Genomic DNA, 15,729 nt, shown 5'->3' with positions numbered 1-15,729 from the left:
TTGGGGATGTCCGAAGGGGGATCAGAAGGTGACGGTGAAGGATTTCATATAGCCCTTGCCGGCGAGGGGCTTGCCGGATGCGCTTGCGGCGAGCGGGGCGACCACCTCGGAGGGATTGTCCATCCCATCCTCCACCGCAGTGTCCACATGGACCTGGTAGCCGGCATCGATCATGGCGTCGGCGAGATCGAGGGTGATCTTGAGCGTCTTGCCGGAGCCGACGCTGGCGCCGGTGATGCCGTCGATCTCGGCGGGGCGTCCGCCGGAGGCGCGCTGCCAGTCGGAGAGATGGCGGTAGTATTTTGCCTTGCCCCCGGCCATCCAGAGCGTGCCCTTGTAGGCACCGGCGGCATCGGTGACGTAGAGCACCAGATAGGCGCCGTTGCCGCCATAAGGCTTCAGGGTGGTCTCGAAGGTGACCTGCCGCGCCTCGGCCAGCACCGGCGAGAGCAGGGTGGCGGTGGCGGCCACGGCGGGAAGAACGAATTTCATCTGATTATTCCTTTGAAGGTGCGCGGGGGCGGCCGGAGGTCACTGCACCTCGACCTTGGGCCGGGCCTTGCCCTGGAACAGGCCGTTGTCCGGGACGGGCGCTGCGGGATCGGCCGGGCCGTTCTGCGGAACCGCGCCGGGGCGACCGCCCGAACGGCCGTCATCGTCGTCGTCGTCATCATCATCATCATCATCATCATCGTCGTGGCGGCCGTGATGGCGATCCCCGCGCTCGTGCTGACGATCGTTGTCTGCGAGCCGGAGGGGCCGGGTGTCGGCGCGGGCGGCGTCGTCGCGGATGTGGAACGGCAGGTCGAGATGATCGATCTGCGTGGCGGCGAGCGCCACGCCGAGGCCGGCGGTGGACAGGAGAAGGGCCGTTCCGATCAGGGTGCGCGTCTTCATGGGAGCCTCCCGGCAAGGTATCAGGCAAGTCATCAGGGAAGGGATGACGGAGGCACACTCGCGCCCGAACCTGACAGCTCCCTGAAGGAGGGGCGGGATCGCGTTCAGCTTCCCGTCAGGATCGCGCTTGCCCAGGAAAGCGCACCACGGCGCTGAAGCCATCCGCACCGCCCGGGATCGGCGAGGCGATCTCCAGAGTGAGCCCCGCGCCGCGGCAGATGGCGGCGGCGATGGCGAGCCCGAGGCCGGAGCCGTCCGCCCCGGTCGGCCCTCGCTCGAACGGGCGCAGCAGCAGGGCGAGGCGGTCGGCGGGCACCACGGGACCGTGGTTGGAGACTTCGAGCCGGTCTGCGGCGAGGCAGACATGAATGGGGGTGTCCGGCGTGCCGTGTTTCAGCGCGTTCTCGATGAGGTTGCGCGCGAGCACGGCGAAGGCGTCGGGGTCGAGATCGCTGACGAGGCCGCCGTCCGCCGCGATGGTCACGATGAGGTCACGCGCGCGTGTCGCCTGGCGGTCGAGGTCCGCAATCACATGGCGCAGCACCGGGGCGAGCGGGGCCGGCGCCTCGGCGAGGAGGCCGGCGCCTTCCGCCTTGGCGAGCTGCAACAATTTCTCGGACACGCGCGAGAGACGCCGCAGCGCGCCCGCAATCGTCCGCGCCCGCTCCTGCTCCGGTCCCTCGGGCAGCTCGGCCATGAGGCGCTGGGTCTGGGCCAGGGCGGCCGCGATGGGCGTGCGCAGCTCATGGGCGCTGTTGGCGGCAAAGCCGCGCTCCGCCTCTAGCGCGCCACGCAGCCGTTCCAGCAGCGCGTTCACCGCGCCGGCGACCGGCGCCATCTCCTCGGGCAGTCCCTGCTCTGGCACCGGCGCAAGGTTGCCGCGCCCGCGTTCCGCGATGGCATAGCGAAAGGCGAGCACCGGCTTGAGAGTGAGGCGGAGCGTGAGCCAGACACCGGCGAGCGCGATGGGCACGAGGGCGATGAGCGGCCAGATCAGCGCCATCACCGCCCGCTGCACCGCGGCGGCGCGATGGCTGAGCTCCTCGGCTGCCGTGACGACGATGGTGCCCCGGACCGCGGCTTCGGTATAGGTGCGCAGGCGCGCCGTGGTGTGAAAGCCGGGGGCGAGGCCCGCGGGGATCGCCATCTGCTCCGCATCGCTGGATTGGAGCAGCACGCGGCCTTCGGCATCGCGCACCACATAGGTAATGTATTCCCGGTGCGGGCCAACCGGCGCCATGTGTTGGGCGCCGGCGCCGTCCTCGCGGGAGAGCAGTTCAGAATAAGCGAGCGGCAGCACCCTCTGGGCCACCTCCTGCAGAGCGCTGTCGAACACCTCGTCGATCTCTTGCCGCAGCACCAGCCCCGCCACGGTGGCCGCGGCAAGCCACAGAGCCGCGACCGACAAGGCGAGCCACAGGCCGAGGCGCCGGCTCAGGCTCCACCGCCGCGGCCCGCTCATGCACCGCCTCCGGGTGTGCCGAGGCGATAGCCCATGCCGCGTACGGTCTCGATCACGTCGGCGCCGAGCTTCTTGCGCAGACGGGCCACATAGACCTCGATGGCGTTGCTCTCCACCTCCGCATCGAAGGAATAAAGCCGCTCCTCCAGTTGCGGCTTGGACATGAGCTGGTGCGGCCGCTGGACGAAGGCCTCGAACAGCGCCCATTCCCGCGCCGTGAGGGCGACCGCCTGCCCGGCGCGCCGCACCGAGCGGGCGGCGAGGTCCACCTCGATATTGCCGAGCGTGACCAGCGGGTTGGGATTGCCCGCATAGCGCCGGCCCACCGCGCGGATGCGCGCCGACAGCTCGCACAGGTCGAAGGGCTTCACCAGATAGTCGTCGGCGCCGGCATCGAGGGCGGCGATGCGGTCGGAAATCTGGTCGCGCGCCGTGAGCACCATGACCGGCGTCGCTGCGCCCGCGCTGCGCAGAGTCCTGAGGAAATCGGAGCCGCGCCCGTCGGGGAGCATCAGGTCGAGGAGGATCAGGTCGAAGGCCGCGACATGGACGGCGTCGGCGGCATCGGCGAGGCGCGTCACCCAGTCGGTGCCGTGCCCGTCCGCGACGATCTGGTCGCGCACGGCCACGCCCAGGACGGGATCGTCTTCGATCAGCAAGATACGCATCTGTCACCTCGGCGCGCCGCATGGCAATCTAGCGCGGCCGGAGGTGGAAGGGGCGAGGGAATGCGTCCGGGCGTTCAGCTGGGCGTCAGCTTGGCGTGCTGTTCATGGGCGCCGGGGCGGAAGGAGGATGCGCTGTGAGACGCCCAGGGTTCGCATTTCAGCTTTTCTACGCCAGCCTCTTGGCGGCCAGCCTTGCCGCGACGCCGGCCGCGGCGGATCGCGACTGCAACGTGCCGCTCGCCGACTGGCAGCCGCGCGAGGCGCTGCAGAAGAAGCTGGAGGCCGAAGGCTGGACGGTGCTCTCCATCCGCTCGGACGACGGTTGCTACAAGGTCCGCGCCACCAACGCGCAGGGCGCGCGCCTGAAGGCGAAATTCGACCCCGCACGTCTTGAGCGGGTCCCCGGCCGGGATGAGGACGATTGATCGGGCCGCAGGGATTCGAGCGCTGCAGATCGAAGAGGGCAGGAAGCGATGCTCGCTACTCCCATAGGGCCGCGAAATCATTGAGTCTCCTCCTGTGGTCGCAAACGCTGTTTGAGCGTTGCTGACCCCTAGATGCCGTAATGGGCCGGCGTCTTGCGAGTAGCCATTTTGGGTGGCTGTCCCTCAGAATGATGGTGTTGGAACGGGGTCCGAGGGATCGGCCCCAAGCCTCATGAGAGGAACAGCCATGAACTATTATGCAGGGATCGATGTTTCGCTGAAAGAGAGCAGCGTGTGTGTGGTGGATGCCAAGGGTAAGGTCGTCCGAGAGGTCAAGGTTGCCAGCGAGCCAGAGGTGCTTGTTCGGTTTTTTGGCGGGCTGGGCTTTCCCGTGAGTTGCATTGGGCTTGAGGCGGGGCCCTTATCGCAATGGCTCCGCGCCGGGCTTGTCGTCGCCAGCTTCGAGGTGGTGTTGCTGGAGACGCGCCATGTGAAGGCGGCGCTGTCGGCGATGACGGTGAAGACCGACCGGAAGGACGCGCGCGGGATCGCGCAGCTGCTGCGGATGGGCTGGTATCGGCCGGTTCATGCGAAGTCGATCGACGCCCAGGATACCCGTGCGCTACTCGTTGGCCGCAAGTTGCTGCAGGGCAAGCTGCTCGACGTCGAGCTCAGCATCCGCGGTATCCTGCGCGGCTACGGGCTAAAGGTTGGCGAGGTCAGCCGTGGCCGGTTCGAGGCGCGCATCCGGGAATTGGCGGCGGGCCACGTCATGCTGGAGACGGTGATCGGCGCCATGCTGACCGCACGAGCGACGTTGTGGAGCGAGTTCACGAAGCTGCATCGCCAGATGTTGAAGATCGCACGCGCCGACAGGATTTGCCACCGGCTGATGAGCACGCCCGGGGTCGGCGCGCTCGTCGCCTTGACGTATCGCTCGGCCGTCGATGATCCGACGCGGTTCAGCAAATCCAGTACGGTCGGCGCCTATTTCGGGCTGACACCAAAGAAATATCAGTCCGGCGAGACCGACCGGGATGGCGGTGTCAGCAAAGTCGGCGACGCGATGGTGCGAACCGCGCTCTTCGAGGCAGCGCACATCATGCTGACGCGGGCGACGCGTTTTTCCAGCCTGAAGCGCTGGGCGCTCGGAGTGGCGCAGCGTCGCGGCATGAAGCGCGCCAAGGTCGCTCTCGCGCGCAAACTGGGTGTTGTGCTCCACCGCATGTGGATGGATGCAACCGACTTCCGCTGGGGGGCAACCGCAATGGCGACTTGAGGACAGAAACGTGATGGCGGCGGGTCGACAACAATACCGCCCCTACTGAGGTCCCGTCGCTGGGACGCGGGCTTGGCAAGGTCGTGTGTAGTGCTGTGAATGCTTCGGCAAACCACGCTTCCTAGATTGACCTGCCGGCTCGGGATCTGATGGCATGGTGTGGCGGTCTTCGTGCCGACCACGGACAGAAGCATGATCCTGGCGATGAGATATCGTTCGGAGGGACTTGACGAACGAAGGCCCATTACAGAAGGCTACCCCTTGGAGTGTCCGTTTCGCGGCGCAATCGACGAACGCTTGGTGGGCGCCTCAGGCGGTCTGAAGCAGCACGGCTCGGACCGTCTGACGCCAGTCGGCATGAACGAGCCGGCCCTCGAGCACGCTGGCCTTGAAGTGAAGCGTGCGCGGTGCTCTAATCGTTCTAACCAGCCTCGATGGACGCTTCGCCCCGAAGCTTACTGGCCGCATCGACGACAAGCCGGGCCTCGCCGTCGGAAGCGACGGGATCGCACCATTTGACACCGCGATGCCACGGCTCACCCGCGAGGCTCAGGCACCTCTCGCCATCGCGGATGAAAAAGAGGCGGGGCGTGAAGCCGACGGCGTCATCGTCGGCGGTGGGGATATCCTCCAATGATGCCAGTTGTTCGACACAGGCGATGGCCTCGGCAAGCGAGGTGCATTCCGCCAGCTTGAGCGTGTCCGGGACGCTGTAGGTCCTGTAGACGGGATTGTCCTGCGGATATTCCATTTCGCCAAGGCAGGCGACGCGGAGCGGGAGCTTCCGGGCAGAGGCGAAAGGGCCGATCATCGGCGCGATGACCTGGGGGATCGGGGTGGCGGTAGATACGGGCGTGCGGATTCTTCGCCAGCCAAAGTTCGGCGGCCTCGCGGCTCTCGACGAGGTGCAGCAGCTCGACATTTTCGCCGAGATGCTGGAGCACGTACACCATCCCGATGGCAGGTCGTTCGATCACCTTGAAGATCAGGTCACTGGTGACGGAATGGGTGCGCATCACGGAGCCCGTTGCAGAATAGGTCGGGATTGGCGGCATGAAGCGGTCCCTGGCTGGTTTTCGCTGTCGATGGCCGCGTTCCCCGCCCAATAGCCTCAATTCCGAAGCCATTTTCCGCCTTTCCGGCCACGGCGGACGGACTCCGAGTGTAGTTTCTTGATGTTGTGGGCGGAGCAGTGCAGGCTCCATTCGCCCTTGGTCTCCTGCTCGCCGCGCATCATGAAGCGGTCCGCGCCCTGGGTCTCCTTCATCTGTCCGAACACCGGTTCCACGGTCTGGCCGCGCAGGCGGTAAAGCGCCCGGCCCCGTTTGGTCAACAGCTTGCGCTCCATCCGGTCACGGGCGCTCATGTCCGCAGGACACCGCCCCCGTGGAGGCGGAGCATCACGCATCGCCTTGCGCTGCTTCCAGTCTTTGGTGGTGGCGATCAGGTATTCGCACTCCGCCGTCTGCGCGGCCGCGTTCTCGTCGGACCAGTAGCCCGCGTCGAACAGGCCCACTCCCAGCGCCACCTCGTCGCCGGTCACCGCTTCCATCATGGCCAGGGTCCTGGCGATCATCGGCGCCAGTTGGCGAACGTCGTTGGCCTGGTTCGTCACATCGGGGGCGAGGATGATCTGGTCGTGTCGCGAATGCTGTGGAAATTCCCTGGCGGCGCGCTCCGGGCATGTGGATGCTCGGTTTTTCAGGCGGCGAGGTCAAGGGGCATCGGTTCGATGGGCTGAGAGAGAGTTTCCCAGCCATCAACCTTTCGCATCTGGATCTGGCCGGAGGCGAGCAGCGCCCAGAGTAGCATCGGCACGGTCTCGGCACAGGGCAGGACGGTTTGGGTCTTGATGCGGCGGCGGAATTCCTCGTTCAGGCGCTCGATGGCGTTTGTGGTCCGGGCGGACTTCCATTGCGATGGATCGAGGCGGGTGAAGGTGAAGAGCCGCGCCCCGGCTTCTTCAAGGCTGTCGGCCACCGCCCGGCACTTCAGGCGCCACTTGCGCAGGAAGGCCTTGCGCTTCTTCTCGATCTCGGCCGCGGTCTCGGCGTAGATCATGTCGCGATAATCCTCGGTCAGCTCATCCTGCATGTGCTTCGGGGCGTGGGCCAGGAGGTTGCGGTGCTTGTGAACCGTGCAGCGCTGGATGGACAGGCCGTCGCCCCAGAGCGCCACCAGCGCGGCCTCCAGCCCCGGGGCACCGTCGACGATCACGAATTCGGGCCGCTTCAGGCCGCGTGCGTCCAGATCGTCGAGGAACTGCCGCCAGGCGGCCGTGCTCTCCCCGCCCATGTTTCTGATGGATAACAGCACCTTCTGCCCATCCCGGCGCACGCCGATTGCGGCCAACACCGAGATGTTCGTGGCCTTGCGGTCCAGCCGGGTCTTGATCACGGTGCCGTCGAGGATCAGGCGGACGATGTCCTCATCGGCCAGACTGCGGGCACACCAGGCGTCCCAGTCCACCTTCACCTTGCGCCAAGCGCGGCTGACCACGTCCTTGCTGACGGCCCCCTCGAACAGCCCAAACAGCGCCCGCTTGACGCGCCGGGTGTTGGTGCCAGCAAGATAGACCGCCGCGATCAGCGCCTCGGCCTTCTTCGTCAGCCGCTGATAACGGGGCAGCGCCTTCGACCGCCATTCCGTGACCTTGCCAGTGTCGCCCTCGATCCGGGCGCGCGGCACCCGCACCGTCTCGGTGCCGAACGTGCCGGTGATCTGACGCTCTCGGTGCCCGTGGCGATAGCCTTTCGCGGGACCATCGCCCCGGTCGTACCGAAGGCGGCCGAGAAAGCTGGCGAGTTCCTCTTCGAACACGGCTTCGATGGTCGCACGGACGTTGACCCGCAGCCGCTCCTCGATCGGGTCAAACCCGGCCTCCCCGGCCAGTAGCGCAAAGCTCAAAGTGTCAGTAATCTGGTTCATGGCGTGATCTCCCTGGCGGTTCCAGCCGCCGGTTGGGTGGTTGCAAGTCACCCGGAGATTACGCCGCCTTCAAATTTCCACCACTTCCGAGACACGACCCGACCGCAAGAGCCTGCGCAAAGCGACCGTCCATGCGGACCGCACGGACCTCTCACATGCGGCCGGTGAATGGGCCGCCTCGGTCCGGGAATGGGAAAGCGTGCGATATGGGGAGGGAGCATGACCACCGGGCTGCATGAAGCCGTCTCGGACGATCTCAGCGAGGTTGCGCCCGGCCTGCTGCGCGTACGCGTGCCGCTGCCCTTTCCGCCGAGCGAGGTCAACGCCTGGCTGCTTTCCGGATCGGATGGGTGGACCCTCATCGATTCCGGCATTGACGACGCCCCGACGCGGGCGCTTTTCGCGCGGGTGCTGGCTGATCCGCTGCTCGGCGGACGGCCGGTGGCGCGGCTCCTCGGGACCCATTTCCATCCGGACCATGTGGGGCTGGCGGGTTGGCTCCATGCCCGCACCGGCGCCGACATCCACATGAGCCGCCTGGAGTGGATGCAGGCGCGCCTGCTCCTCAACGAGGATCCCGTGGAGGTGATTCCTCAGCTCGTGGCCCACAACCGGCTGTGCGGCGCGCCCCAGCCGTTCCTGGACCTGGTGGAACGCCGGGGCATGCTTTATCCCAAATGGGTCGGGCCGCTGCCCCGGCGCTATATGCGGGTGAAGGAGGGGGACGAACTGACGCTCGCCGGCAGCGCGTGGCGGGTGATGATCGGCGAAGGCCACGCGCCGGAGATGATCTGCCTCTATTGCGCGGAGAGAGACCTGCTGATCGCGGCGGACCAGATTCTCGCACGAATCTCGCCGCACATTGGGACGCACCCTTCGGACCCATGCGCCGATCCGCTCGGCGCGTTCCTGGGATCGCTCCTTCAGTTCGAGGCGCTGCCCGAAGGCACTCTGGTCCTGCCTTCCCACGGCGACCCGTTCTACGGCCTCCATGGGCGGATCGCCGCGCTCAAGGCGCATCACGACGAGCGGCTGGAACGGCTCATGGACTTTTGCATCGAGCCGCGCACGGTGATGGAGACGCTGGAGGTCCTGTTCCGGCCTCTGCCGCTCGATCAGACCGGCTTCGGGCTCAGCGAGGCTCTGGCGCACTTGCGTCATCTGGTCGTCCGCGGGGAACTGGGGCACGGGATGGACGCGCAAAGGTGGGTGTTTGCCCGGCGCTAAGACACTTCGGAGCAGACACATGCAGTTTGCACGGCAAGCGGCGACAGCTCATGAGGGTTGCATCTTGTCATCCGAGAAGAGCGACCATGCGGCAACGAACAGGGCGACGATCAGCGGGCCGAGGACAAATCCATTCATGCCGATCAGCGAGAGGCCGCCCACCGTGGAAATGAGCACGGCGTAGTCCGGCAGCATGGTACCCTTCCCCACCAAAGCTGGCCGCAGGACGTTGTCCACCGTGCTGATCACCAGCGTGCCGATCGCGAGCAGGATGGCGCCCTTCAGATAGGCGCCGGTCAGCAGCAGATAGGCTGCCGCCGGCACCCAGACCAGTCCGGCGCCCACAGCGGGCAGAAGTGACAGGACGGCCATCAGGACGCCCCACAAGAGCGCGGCCTGGATCCCCAGCATCCCGAAAGTGACCCCTCCTATGGCGCCCTGGATTGCGGCAATGGTGACATTGCCTTTGACCGTGGCCTTCACCACAGAGGTGAACTTCTCGAGCAACTGGTCGGTTTCGTGCGCGCCGAGGGGGCTGGCTTTGCGGATACGGGCGGCAAGGGCTACGCCATCGCGGAACAGGAAGAACAGCAGGTAAAGCATCACCCCGAGGCTGATGATGAACTGGGCCGTGTTCTGCCCGATGATGACCGCCCTGTTGGCGAGGGTCTGGCTGAATTCGAGGAGGAACGATGTCAGCCGGGTCTGGAGCTGAGCCATGTTGCCGAGATCGAGCGCGGCAAGGGCCCTCCAAACGAAGGACGGCAGCACCCCCTGGAGCTGCGCGAGCATTGTGCCTGGATCGAATTCGCGCGTGCCGATGCGGGTGTAGAGGCTGGCGGCTTCGTTGGCGAGGGCGGCGAGGATCAGTGTGCCGGGGATGACGACGACGCAGACGCAGGCCAGGACGCTGAGTGCCGCCGCGAGGTTGCGCCGGCTGCCGAGCCGGTTCTCGAGCCCGCGTTGGAGCGGATCGAACAAGATCGCCAGGATGACCGCCCACAAGATCGCGCCGTAATAGGGCGATAGCAGCCAGAGGAACGCCACCGTCACGAGGACGATGGTGGCGAGAAAGGCGAACTCCTGGATCTTCGTCCGCGACATGAGCGGTACAGGCCCCATGGTTGCAGGTCCCCTATCTCGCCTGTTCCGGCCCGGCATGTCCAAGCAATCAGGGCATTGTCCCGCCTCCCGCCGCTCGGATTTCGCCGCCGGCTCCGAGGTTCCGCGTCCGGCGGCGGGCGTCGAGATCGTACAGGATCGGGACGACGAACACGGCGAGCGCGGTGGACACCACCGTTCCAAAGATCAGTGAGATGGCAAAGCGTGCCGGCGGACGGATGCGATCCGTGAATTCCTGAAAGGTCGGGCCGGCAGTGCGACGGCGGCGCAAGTTGCCGAACTCGCTGCCGAGATGGAAGTTAGCCAGGCGATGGCGTTGCAGTATCCCTCCGACGGCGGCCGTCTTGCGAATTGAGGCTTGGTGGTGAGAATTCGTCTGTATGGACGTCTATACAGACACGCCGATCAGTCGGCTTGAGATCGTTGAGAGCGGCGGCCGGCGGCGCTTCAGCGATGAGGCGAAGCTGCGGATCGTCGAGGAGAGCTATTCGGGTCGACGCCTGGGCTCGACGACGGCCCGCAAATACGGGATCACGCGCACGCAGTTAACGAGTGGCGTGACGCGGCGCGGGCCGGGCGGTTTGGTCCGGCTTCGAGAGCGGGGTTTGTTCCGGCTGTGATCGTGCCGGAGGTCGCGGCGGCGACCCGCCCGCTGATGGCCGACGGCAGCGGCCGGATCGAGATCGTGATGGCTAACGGGCGGCGGGTGCTTGTAGATCGCGATGGCGACGTCGAGGCTCTGATCCGGGTCGTGCAGGCGGGCACAATTACGTGCTCCTTCCGCGCCGACTCCGCATAATCATGGTCGGCGCATAGTTGCGGAAGTCCACCGGCCGCGTCGCCACCATGACCCGGACCGCGCCGCTCGGGCCGATCATGATCTACCCTTCAGCGCGCCGATCACCGCCTCAATGGTGGCCGGTGAAGCTCCGCTCTCGATCGTCACCCTGACCCCGCCGACGTCGACCTCGATGGCCGCCGCGCGGCGTTGCCGAGTGCGCCGCTTCGGCCGTGACCGTGTGGCCGAAGGCTCCGATGCCGGACCAACCTCCGGCGCGACCACCGCCGGCACAAACGCCGGCACCGTCTCCGCCGTCCTCCGCGCCTCGCGGCGCCAGGTGAACAGCTGTTAGGGTGTCAAGCCGTGGCGGCGAGCAACCACCGAGACCACGGCGCCGGGAACGAGAGTCTCTTCCAGGATCCATGCCCGGTCGTCCGCCGTCCAGCGCCGACGCCCCATCGCGCCGTTGATCACCTCGAAGCGCCGGACCTCAACCTCCGGCTCAAGTCTATGGTCAAGCCCAAACACAAAACGATCCTCCAATCAGGATCATCAAACTGCGCTCTCACGCCCGACCTATAAAGGTGCGCCCGGGACGACGCTTACCAAAAATGAGGGCCGTTGGTATTAGGTGGAAACCTGCGGCAGGGTCCCCCTCGACAGACCCTGCCTCAGGTCCGCAGAGCTGTCCTCAAGGCGATGACCTTGCCGTTGACGCTGCGAAACCCGCCCCAACTGGCGTAGGCTCTTCTGGAGACCGCCAATCTGATCCTGCCAAAGTCGGCTGGTCGGCGACCGGCATGACGGCGACTCGGCTCAATCTTGTGCGGGTGCGTTCGGCGGCACGTTGATCTGGAACCACGCGACATACAGCGCCGGAAGAAACAGGAGGGTGAGCACCGTGCCGACGATGATCCCGCCCATCATGGCGTAGGCCATGGGCCCCCAGAATACTTCGCCGGCGATGGGGATGAGTCCGAGGCTCGCGGCGGCGGCCGTCAGCAGGATAGGCCGCATGCGGTTCTCGGTTGCTTCCACGACCGCCTCCCATGGCGGACACCCTTCCCCGCGCAGATGCTCGATCTGCACGATGAGGATCACGGAATTGCGGATAAGGATGCCGATCAGCGCGAGCACGCCGAGAATGGCGACGAAGCCCAGGGGTGCGCCGCTCGGCAGGAGCGCGGCGACGACACCGATCACCGCGAGGGGCGCCACCGCGAAGACGATCACCAGCCGCTGGAAGCTCTGAAGCTGGAGCATCAGGATGGCCGCCATGATGAACAGCATCAGCGGCATCACCGCGAGGATCGGGGCCTGGCTCTTGCCGCTCTCCTCGACGGCACCGCCGATCGCCACGTGATAGCCGGCCGGCAGCTTCGCATTGAAGGCGGCGATCTCGGGCTTCAACTGCTCGACCACCGTGTTGGGCTGGGTCGCATCCAGAATGCCGGCCTTGAGCGTGATGGTGGGAAGCCGCGACCGCCGCCAGATGGTCGGCTGCTCCAGCTCGTAGCGCAACGTGGCCACCGCCGCCAGCGGCACCGGCTGGGTGCCCGATCCGGTCAGCTGCAGGTTGCGCAGGGTTTCGAGGGAATGGCGTTCCCCCGCATTGGCGCGCGCCATGACATTGACCAGATAGATGTCGTCGCGCACCTGCGTGATCGAAGCTCCGTCCAGCACGCTGTTCATGGTTGCGGCGATGTCTTCGGAGGTGACGCCGAGCTGGCGGGCCTTGTCCTGCATCACGTCGACCTTGATGACCCGCGCCGGCTCCATCCAGTCGAAGACCACATTCCCGAGATGCGGGTTGCGTCGGACCACGACGGCGAGTTCGAGCGCTTGGGCGCGGACGGACGCGATATCGGGACCGCTGACGCGGAACTGCACCGGGCGGCCCACCGGCGGGCCGATGTCGAGCAGGTGCACGAAGGCATCGGTGCCAGGAAACGTGGCCTTCAGGTAGTCCTGCAACTCGGCCTTGAGGCGGTCGCGCGCCTCCAGATCCTTGGTGACGATCACGGTCTGCCCGAACGAGACATCCGACGGCTGCACGTCGAAGGTGAGGACGAAGCGCGGCGCGCCGGTCCCCACATAAGTCGACCAGTGATCGAGGCCGGGATTATCCTTCAGCGCCTCCTGCTCGAAGCGCGCCATTTGCGCGCTGGTCTCGGCGATGGAGGCATTCTGGGGCAGGTTCCAGTCCACCACCAGTTCGTTGCGGTCGGAGGACGGGAAGAACTGTTGCTGCACGAAGCCCATGCCGACGACGGAGACGAGGAACACCAGGATTGTCACCGCGATGGTGATCCAGCGCCGGCGCATGCAAAGGTCGAGAACCCGGGAGAACAGGCGGGAGAAGCGTCCCATTTTGTCGTGATGGCTCTTCATCGTCGCCGGCAGGATGGTGACGCCGAGCAGCGGCGTGAACAGCACGGCCACCACCCAGGACACGATCAGCGACACCGCGATGACCACGAACAAGGTGAAGGTGAACTCGCCGGCATTGCTGTTGTTGAGCCCGATGGGAATGAAGCCCGCCACCGTCACCAGCGTTCCGGTCAACATGGGGAAAGCCGTCGACGTATAGACGTGGGTGGCCGCCTTCCGCAGGGTATCGCCGGCTTCGAGCCGCGCCACCATCATCTCCACGGCGATCATGGCATCGTCCACCAGCAGGCCGAGGGCGATGATGAGCGCGCCGAGCGAGATGCGCTGCAGAGAGATGCCGGAACTCGCCATTACCAGGAAGGTGATGGCCAGCACCAGCGGGATCGAGATTGCCACAACGAGCCCCGCCCGCATGCCCAGACTGACGAAGCTGATGGCGAGCACGATGATCACGGCTTCTAACAGGGCCCGAGTGAAGCCGCCCACCGCCTCCTCCACGATCTGCGGCTGGTCCGACACCAGGTGCACGCCGACGCCGATGGGCAGGTCCGCCTCGATCTTCGCCATCTGCGCCTTCAGCGCCTCGCCGAATTCGAGCAGGTTGGCGCCGGCCTTCATGCCGATGGCGAGGCCGATGGCTGGCTCACCGTTGAAACGAAACAGGGAAATGGGCGGGTCAACATAGCCGCGGGTAATGGTGGCGACGTCGGTGAGCGGGAAGAACCGGTCGTTGATCCGCAGATTGATAGCCTTCAGGCTCTCGTCAGAGGTGAACTGGCCGTTCACCCGCACGCTGACGCGCTCGGGACCGGCCTGCAGCACGCCCGACGGCGTGATGGCGTTCTGCGCCTGCAATGAGGACAAGATGGCGCGCTGGTCCAGCCCCAGCGCGGCGAGCTTGCGCGTGGAGAACTCCAGATAGATGACCTCGTCCTGCGCCCCGATGACCTCGACCCGGCCGACACTGGGCACGGTGAGCACCTTGGCGCGCACGTCCTCGACCTGGTCGCGCAGCTCGCGCTGACTCAGCCCGTCGCTCGTGAAGGCGTAGATGTTGCCGAAGACGTCGCCGAACCGGTCGTTGAAGTTCGGCCCGACCACCCCTTGCGGAAAGGACCCCTTGATGTCCCCGATCATGTTGCGCACCAGGACCCAGGTGGGAGGAACGTCCCGGGCCTTCGTGGTGGCGCGCAGATTGACGAAGATCGTCGTCTGGCCCGGCACCGTGATGCTCTTTGTGTAGTCGAGGGATTCGAGTTCCTCAAGCTTCTTCTCGATCCGGTCTGTGACCTGACGCGTGACGTCTTTGGCGGAGGCGCCGGGCCACTGCGCCTGGATCACCATGGTCTTGATGGTGAAGGCGGGATCTTCCTCGCGTCCCAGCTTCAGGTAGGAGAATGCTCCGGCCAGAATGAAGGCGATCATGAAGAACCAGACGAGCGAACGGTGATCGAGCGCCCAGTCGGAGAGATTGAACGGCTTCACGGCTGGGCTTCCTGCTCGATGCGGACCTTTTGGCCGTCGGAAAGAGAGTGGATGCCGGCCGTGACCACTCGCATGCCGGCCTCGACGCCTGAGATCACGCGTCTGCGCCCGTCGCTGACGTCTGCGACTTGGACATGCTGCAGGACGACCGTCTGGCTGGACGCCTCGACGCGCCAGACGAAGGTCTTCCCGTCGCGAACGAAGACGGCGCCCGCCGGCACGAAGAGGGCGATCGCGCGCACGACCGCCGGCTTGGCGGTGATCGTCGTGCCGAGCCGAAAACTGTCCGGCGGTTGGTCGAGCCCGATACGGATACGGCGTGTGCGGGTCGCCGCGTCGGCTTGAGGCGCGATCTCCCGGACCTTGCCGTTGGCGGTGACGGACGCATTGCGTCGCAGGCTCACGATGAACGGGGTTCCGATCCTGAGCTCGCCCACCAGATCCTCGCCCACGTCGATCACGGCCTCGCGCACATCTGGCCGCGCGACGGTGACGATCCGTTCGCCTGGCGCCACCACCTGGCCGACTTCGGCCCCCACCGTCGTGACGACACCGGCGAAGTCCGCCTTCAGCTGCGCATAGCCGAGCTGCTCGCGGGCCTTGACGAGATTGGCCTGAGCCTTCGCCATCGAGGCCTGGGCGGCGGCACGCCCCTGCTCGGACGTCTCGAACGTGGCGCGGCTGGTGGATGCGGTTTCGAGGAGCGTACGCTGACGATCCTCCACACCGGAGGCGTTGGCCAGCTGGGACTGGGCATTGGCGACTTCGGCAACGGCAGAGCGCACGGCGAGCTTGAGCGCGGCATCATCAATCGCCGCGACGACCTGATCCTTCTCCACCCGGTCGCCGACACCGACCGGCCGCGCGACGAGCCGCCCCAGCGAGCGAAAGCTCAGCTCCGTCTTGAACTGGGGCTCGATGGTGCCGACGGTCACAACGTTCCCGGTGGCGACGGGCCTGACGACGGTCGACAAGACCGGCCGCGGAGGCTTAGCCGGCGAGGTCTCTTCGTTGCAGCCGGCGAGGGCGGAACAGGCGACGAGAATGAGGAGGAGCGGCATCTT

Annotated in this window: 17 protein-coding genes and 1 pseudogene; 5 read left to right on the top strand and 13 right to left on the bottom strand. The window is 66.2% G+C overall.

From position 1 onward, the window contains the following. Positions 1-21 precede the first annotated feature (21 nt). The 4 genes from V5F63_RS25205 to V5F63_RS25190 form a co-directional block, all read right to left on the bottom strand. The gene (locus V5F63_RS25205; RefSeq protein WP_394103081.1) at positions 22-492 is read right to left on the bottom strand and encodes a DUF2271 domain-containing protein; all 471 of its coding nucleotides are present in this window, start codon (positions 490-492) and stop codon (positions 22-24) included. Positions 493-531: 39 nt separating this feature from the next. Further along, complete coding sequence (locus tag V5F63_RS25200; protein ID WP_394103080.1) at positions 532-897, bottom strand: hypothetical protein; 366 nt, start codon at positions 895-897, stop codon at positions 532-534. A 115-nt stretch (positions 898-1,012) separates the two neighbouring features. Then, positions 1,013-2,359, bottom strand: a complete 1,347-nt coding sequence (locus tag V5F63_RS25195; protein ID WP_394103079.1) for a sensor histidine kinase — start codon at positions 2,357-2,359, stop codon at positions 1,013-1,015. Beyond that, positions 2,356-3,027 carry a response regulator transcription factor gene (locus V5F63_RS25190; protein ID WP_394103078.1) on the bottom strand — a complete coding sequence of 224 codons (672 nt, stop codon included), beginning with the start codon at positions 3,025-3,027 and terminating at the stop codon, positions 2,356-2,358. The genes V5F63_RS25195 and V5F63_RS25190 overlap by 4 nt, the downstream gene beginning before the upstream one ends. A gap of 134 nt (positions 3,028-3,161) precedes the next feature. Between V5F63_RS25190 and V5F63_RS25185 the strand changes: the two genes are divergently transcribed. Continuing rightward, on the top strand, positions 3,162-3,452 hold the full coding sequence (locus V5F63_RS25185) for a PepSY domain-containing protein (RefSeq protein WP_348841944.1): 291 nt from the start codon (positions 3,162-3,164) through the stop codon (positions 3,450-3,452). 247 nt (positions 3,453-3,699) lie between these two features. Then, positions 3,700-4,731: an IS110 family RNA-guided transposase gene (locus V5F63_RS25180; RefSeq protein ID WP_394103077.1), complete on the top strand. Its 1,032-nt coding sequence runs from the start codon at positions 3,700-3,702 to the stop codon at positions 4,729-4,731. A 421-nt stretch (positions 4,732-5,152) separates the two neighbouring features. On the opposite strand, the gene V5F63_RS25175 is transcribed toward V5F63_RS25180, so the two are convergent. From V5F63_RS25175 to V5F63_RS25160, 4 genes and pseudogenes are all read right to left on the bottom strand, one after another. Further along, positions 5,153-5,482, bottom strand: coding sequence for a hypothetical protein (locus V5F63_RS25175; protein ID WP_394103076.1), 330 nt, complete (start codon positions 5,480-5,482; stop codon positions 5,153-5,155). A gap of 157 nt (positions 5,483-5,639) precedes the next feature. After that, positions 5,640-5,747, bottom strand: a pseudogene (locus tag V5F63_RS25170) (UCP036055 family protein); the annotation flags it as partial. Positions 5,748-5,842: 95 nt separating this feature from the next. Then, positions 5,843-6,307 carry a transposase gene (locus V5F63_RS25165; protein ID WP_509210857.1) on the bottom strand — a complete coding sequence of 155 codons (465 nt, stop codon included), beginning with the start codon at positions 6,305-6,307 and terminating at the stop codon, positions 5,843-5,845. 125 nt (positions 6,308-6,432) lie between these two features. Further along, entirely contained in the window at positions 6,433-7,659 is a 1,227-nt protein-coding gene (locus V5F63_RS25160) for an IS256 family transposase (RefSeq protein WP_509210843.1), read from the bottom strand. Positions 7,660-7,878: 219 nt separating this feature from the next. Here V5F63_RS25160 and V5F63_RS25155 point away from each other — a divergent pair, with 219 nt between their 5' ends. Next, positions 7,879-8,886, top strand: a complete 1,008-nt coding sequence (locus tag V5F63_RS25155) for an MBL fold metallo-hydrolase (protein ID WP_509210842.1) — start codon at positions 7,879-7,881, stop codon at positions 8,884-8,886. Positions 8,887-8,934: 48 nt separating this feature from the next. On the opposite strand, the gene V5F63_RS25150 is transcribed toward V5F63_RS25155, so the two are convergent. Then, positions 8,935-9,990, bottom strand: coding sequence for an AI-2E family transporter (locus V5F63_RS25150; RefSeq protein ID WP_509210856.1), 1,056 nt, complete (start codon positions 9,988-9,990; stop codon positions 8,935-8,937). A gap of 67 nt (positions 9,991-10,057) precedes the next feature. Beyond that, complete coding sequence (locus V5F63_RS25145; protein WP_157048312.1) at positions 10,058-10,279, bottom strand: hypothetical protein; 222 nt, start codon at positions 10,277-10,279, stop codon at positions 10,058-10,060. A gap of 109 nt (positions 10,280-10,388) precedes the next feature. On the opposite strand from V5F63_RS25145, the gene V5F63_RS25140 reads away from it, so the two are divergent. Beyond that, positions 10,389-10,628 carry a transposase gene (locus V5F63_RS25140; protein WP_394103227.1) on the top strand — a complete coding sequence of 80 codons (240 nt, stop codon included), beginning with the start codon at positions 10,389-10,391 and terminating at the stop codon, positions 10,626-10,628. Further along, positions 10,625-10,807: a hypothetical protein gene (locus tag V5F63_RS25135; RefSeq protein WP_348841882.1), complete on the top strand. Its 183-nt coding sequence runs from the start codon at positions 10,625-10,627 to the stop codon at positions 10,805-10,807. The genes V5F63_RS25140 and V5F63_RS25135 overlap by 4 nt, the downstream gene beginning before the upstream one ends. Positions 10,808-11,137: 330 nt before the next feature. On the opposite strand, the gene V5F63_RS25130 is transcribed toward V5F63_RS25135, so the two are convergent. The 3 genes from V5F63_RS25130 to V5F63_RS25120 all read right to left on the bottom strand — a co-directional run bounded on the left by V5F63_RS25130 (position 11,138) and on the right by V5F63_RS25120 (position 15,726). Next, a complete protein-coding gene (locus V5F63_RS25130) occupies positions 11,138-11,248 on the bottom strand; it encodes a transposase (protein ID WP_394103175.1) in 111 nt (36 codons plus the stop codon). A gap of 357 nt (positions 11,249-11,605) precedes the next feature. Next, positions 11,606-14,665 carry an efflux RND transporter permease subunit gene (locus V5F63_RS25125; protein WP_394103172.1) on the bottom strand — a complete coding sequence of 1,020 codons (3,060 nt, stop codon included), beginning with the start codon at positions 14,663-14,665 and terminating at the stop codon, positions 11,606-11,608. Beyond that, the gene (locus tag V5F63_RS25120) at positions 14,662-15,726 is read right to left on the bottom strand and encodes an efflux RND transporter periplasmic adaptor subunit (RefSeq protein WP_394103174.1); all 1,065 of its coding nucleotides are present in this window, start codon (positions 15,724-15,726) and stop codon (positions 14,662-14,664) included. The genes V5F63_RS25125 and V5F63_RS25120 overlap by 4 nt, the downstream gene beginning before the upstream one ends. Positions 15,727-15,729: the final 3 nt, after the last annotated feature.

Origin of the sequence: Xanthobacter wiegelii (assembly GCF_043193855.2) — a bacterium.
In the GTDB taxonomy this organism is placed as follows: domain Bacteria; phylum Pseudomonadota; class Alphaproteobacteria; order Rhizobiales; family Xanthobacteraceae; genus Xanthobacter; species Xanthobacter flavus_A.
The sequence above is the reverse complement of the archived record's forward strand: the minus strand, read 5'-3'. Positions and strand labels throughout refer to the sequence as shown.

What these genes read in the sequence shown, in the direction of transcription:
- V5F63_RS25140 (WP_394103227.1), top strand. Translation starts at nt 10,389, where the DNA reads ATGGACGTCTATACAGACACGCCGATCAGTCGGCTTGAGATCGTTGAG.
- V5F63_RS25200 (WP_394103080.1), bottom strand. Translation starts at nt 897, where the DNA reads ATGAAGACGCGCACCCTGATCGGAACGGCCCTTCTCCTGTCCACCGCC.
- V5F63_RS25195 (WP_394103079.1), bottom strand. Translation starts at nt 2,359, where the DNA reads ATGAGCGGGCCGCGGCGGTGGAGCCTGAGCCGGCGCCTCGGCCTGTGG.
- V5F63_RS25150 (WP_509210856.1), bottom strand. Translation starts at nt 9,990, where the DNA reads ATGTCGCGGACGAAGATCCAGGAGTTCGCCTTTCTCGCCACCATCGTC.
- V5F63_RS25120 (WP_394103174.1), bottom strand. Translation starts at nt 15,726, where the DNA reads ATGCCGCTCCTCCTCATTCTCGTCGCCTGTTCCGCCCTCGCCGGCTGC.
- V5F63_RS25160 (WP_509210843.1), bottom strand. Translation starts at nt 7,659, where the DNA reads ATGAACCAGATTACTGACACTTTGAGCTTTGCGCTACTGGCCGGGGAG.
- V5F63_RS25180 (WP_394103077.1), top strand. Translation starts at nt 3,700, where the DNA reads ATGAACTATTATGCAGGGATCGATGTTTCGCTGAAAGAGAGCAGCGTG.
- V5F63_RS25165 (WP_509210857.1), bottom strand. Translation starts at nt 6,307, where the DNA reads ATGATCGCCAGGACCCTGGCCATGATGGAAGCGGTGACCGGCGACGAG.
- V5F63_RS25175 (WP_394103076.1), bottom strand. Translation starts at nt 5,482, where the DNA reads ATGGAATATCCGCAGGACAATCCCGTCTACAGGACCTACAGCGTCCCG.
- V5F63_RS25155 (WP_509210842.1), top strand. Translation starts at nt 7,879, where the DNA reads ATGACCACCGGGCTGCATGAAGCCGTCTCGGACGATCTCAGCGAGGTT.
- V5F63_RS25205 (WP_394103081.1), bottom strand. Translation starts at nt 492, where the DNA reads ATGAAATTCGTTCTTCCCGCCGTGGCCGCCACCGCCACCCTGCTCTCG.
- V5F63_RS25190 (WP_394103078.1), bottom strand. Translation starts at nt 3,027, where the DNA reads ATGCGTATCTTGCTGATCGAAGACGATCCCGTCCTGGGCGTGGCCGTG.
- V5F63_RS25130 (WP_394103175.1), bottom strand. Translation starts at nt 11,248, where the DNA reads ATGGGGCGTCGGCGCTGGACGGCGGACGACCGGGCATGGATCCTGGAA.